We start from the raw sequence: 3622 nt of genomic DNA, 5'->3' as shown, positions 1-3622 counted from the left end.
GACCTATTGTTGCGATTTTGTTACAACTTGACACTCCCCGGTCTAAAGACACGGGGATTCTTAAGACATCAAGCGCCTTAATATCCTGATTAATCAGGTTCCCGTGCGCAATCCTTTTACCAAAAAGGCGGTCTGCTATCCCAGTCTTACAACTGGCTCAATCGGGCGTAAACTTTCCTCCAGTCCGGGGGTAGGTTTTTATGTCTTGTACTGACCGATTAATTATATCATGGCAGACTCAAGTCTGCCAATGCCTTACCCTTTCCTTCGGAACGCTCCGCTCTCGGGAACGCGCTTCGCGTACATCAGAGGACTAAAGTCACGGGGTTTTCAGGCTATTTTCTTATAAGAAGAGGTTACACTCTCATGAGAGGAGGTAACTAGTAACAACCTTCAACGAATCGGATTGATATGTCTAATTTCGATATCACAGTTAACCCAGATACGAATAGCGATTACCCAAACACTAGCGCTAGCGATTACCCAAACACTAGCACCAGCGATCGCAATATTCTCAACTCTCAGCCGCCTTTGTCTCTACCAGAAAGCCTAATATCAACCGATTCCTTTGCAGCAAGACACATTGGTACTAATACCAATGATATCCAGAAAATGCTCAAAGTTTTAGGATTTGCCTCCCTTGACGAGTTAATTGACAAAGCAGTTCCCGCCTCAATTAGACTCAAACAACCCCTAAACTTACCCACAGCCCAAAGCGAATACGCAGCCCTTGCCAAACTAAAGGAAATTGCCTCAAAAAATCAGGTATTTCGCTCATTTATTGGCATGGGATATCACGACTGTATTACCCCTCCCGTAATTCAACGAAATATCTTAGAAAACCCAGGCTGGTATACCGCCTATACCCCATACCAAGCCGAAATTGCCCAAGGAAGACTGGAAGCATTACTCAACTTCCAGACAATGATAATTGACTTAACAGGATTAGATATCGCCAACGCCTCATTATTAGATGAAGGCACAGCCGCCGCCGAAGCCATGACCATGAGTTATGGAATTTGCAAAACAAAAGCAAATGCTTTTTTCATCTCCCAATCTTGCCATCCCCAAACCATAGCAGTCGTAGCCACCCGTGCCAAACCATTAGGCATAGAAATAATTATCGGCGATCATCAAACCTTCGACTTTGAGACAAAAATCTTCGGCGCATTACTCCAATATCCCGCCACCGACGGCAGAATTTACGATTACCGAGAATTTATCGCCAAAGTTCATCAAGTTGGCGGATTAGCCACCGTCGCCGCAGATCCCCTCAGCCTCACCCTCCTCACACCTCCAGGTGAATTTGGCGCAGATATTGCTGTAGGAAGCACTCAGCGTTTCGGGGTTCCCCTCGGATTCGGGGGACCTCATGCGGCATATTTTGCCACGCGAGAAGCCTACAAACGGCAAGTACCGGGAAGAATTGTCGGAGTATCCAAAGATGCTCAAGGGAAACCCGCACTCCGTCTAGCACTCCAAACTCGCGAACAACATATCCGCCGGGATAAAGCCACCAGTAATATTTGTACCGCCCAAGTATTGCTAGCTGTAATTGCTAGTATGTACGCTGTTTATCATGGTTCAGAAGGGATTAAACGGATTGCCCAGAGAATACATAATTTAACGGTAATTTTGGCAGCCGGATTGAAGCGTTTGGGATATGAAATTGGCTCAGAACACTTTTTCGATACCCTCCGGGTAGAATTGGGAAATCGTTCCTTAATAACTATTCTAGAAACTGCCGCAGCCCGTAAAATTAATCTACGAGTTTTAGATGAGACTGCCATTGGCATTTCTCTAGATGAAACCACTAGTGTAGTAGATTTAATTGACCTTTGGCAAATTTTTGCATCCGGAGAGCAATTACATTTTACGGTAGGAGAATTAGCAGCAGAATTAGCAACGGATGGGGTAACGGATGTAACGGATGTAACGGATATATTATTTGTTACGGACAAAGTTTCCGCAAAAACAAATAACCCATCCGCTGCCACATCCGCTGCTAAGTTTGCCCGTACCAGCAATTATCTAACCAACCCGGTATTCAACCGCTATCACTCAGAAACAGAATTACTACGCTACCTCCATCGGTTGGAATCCAAGGATTTATCCCTCACTACTTCCATGATTCCCTTGGGTTCCTGTACCATGAAGCTAAACGCCACAGCAGAAATGATGCCTGTGACTTGGACAGAATTTGGTAAAATTCATCCCTTTGCCCCAAAATCCCAAACTCAAGGCTATCAAATTTTATGCCAACAGCTTGAGGAATGGTTATCAGAAATTACGGGATTTGCTGGTATTTCTCTCCAACCAAATGCGGGTTCTCAAGGTGAATATGCTGGATTATTAGTCATTCGTAAATATCACGAATATCGAGGTGAAGTATATCGCAATATTTGCTTAATTCCTGAGTCTGCCCATGGTACTAATCCCGCCAGTGCAGTCATGGCAGGTTTAAAAGTAGTAGCAGTTGCTTGCGATGAGGAAGGAAATATTGACTTAAAAGATCTCAAAAATAAAGCAGAGAAACATAGTAACGAACTCGCTGCCTTGATGATTACTTATCCTTCAACTCACGGGGTTTTTGAGGAAGAAGTTAAAGAGATTTGCGATATAATTCACACTCATGGCGGGCAAGTTTATCTGGATGGGGCAAATATGAATGCCCAAGTTGGACTTTGCCGCCCAGGTGATTTTGGTGCAGATGTTTGTCACTTAAATCTACACAAAACTTTCTGCATTCCTCACGGCGGTGGTGGACCAGGAATGGGACCAATTGGGGTGATGTCTCATCTAGTGCCATTTCTACCAGATGTATCATTAATTAGCAGTCAACAACCAACAACCAACAACCAACAACCAACAACAACTAATAACCAATCTATTGGTGCCATTTCCGCTGCACCTTGGGGAAGTGCTAGCATTCTCACTATTTCTTGGATGTATATTGCGATGATGGGTGCTTTGGGGTTGACAGAAGCGACAAAAGTGGCTATTCTTAACGCTAACTATATCGCCCGTCTGTTAGAATCCTATTATCCCATTCTCTACAAAGGGAAATCGGGATTAGTGGCTCATGAATGTATTTTAGATTTGCGATCGCTAAAAAAATCCGCTGCTATCGAAGTTGAGGATATTGCCAAGCGTTTGATGGATTATGGCTTCCATGCACCTACTGTATCTTGGCCTGTCGCGGGTACAGTGATGGTGGAGCCGACAGAAAGTGAATCGAAAGAGGAATTAGATCGTTTTTGTGAAGCAATGATGGCAATTCGTAAAGAAATTGAAGCAATTGAATCAGGAAAAATGAATCGGGAAAATAACCCTCTCAAAAATGCCCCTCATACAGCAGAAACTTTACTATCTGATGAATGGGAGCATCCCTATTCTCGCGCCGAGGCTGCCTATCCAGCCCCATGGACGCGAGAACACAAGTTTTGGCCTATAGTAGGGCGAATTGATAATGCCTTTGGCGATCGCAATTTAGTCTGTTCTTGTGCTGGGATGGAAGATTATAAATAGGACAAAGGGGACAAGGAGGACAAGGAGGACAAAGGGGACAAAGGGGACAAGGAGGACAAGGAGGACAAGGAGGAAATTTTTTGTTTCCCCCTAC

General features: G+C 44.3%; 1 protein-coding gene. It reads left to right on the top strand.

The window, feature by feature from the left end:
- Positions 1-612: 612 nt before the first annotated feature.
- Positions 613-3528, top strand: coding sequence for an aminomethyl-transferring glycine dehydrogenase (gcvP, locus tag NJ959_RS27175; RefSeq protein WP_373693722.1), 2916 nt, complete (start codon positions 613-615; stop codon positions 3526-3528).
- Positions 3529-3622: the final 94 nt, after the last annotated feature.

Source organism: Limnofasciculus baicalensis BBK-W-15, from assembly GCF_024178385.1.
Classification (GTDB): Bacteria; Cyanobacteriota; Cyanobacteriia; order Cyanobacteriales; family Coleofasciculaceae; genus Limnofasciculus; species Limnofasciculus baicalensis.
Note: the sequence above shows the minus strand (reverse complement) of the source record. Positions and strands in the feature narration are given on the sequence as shown.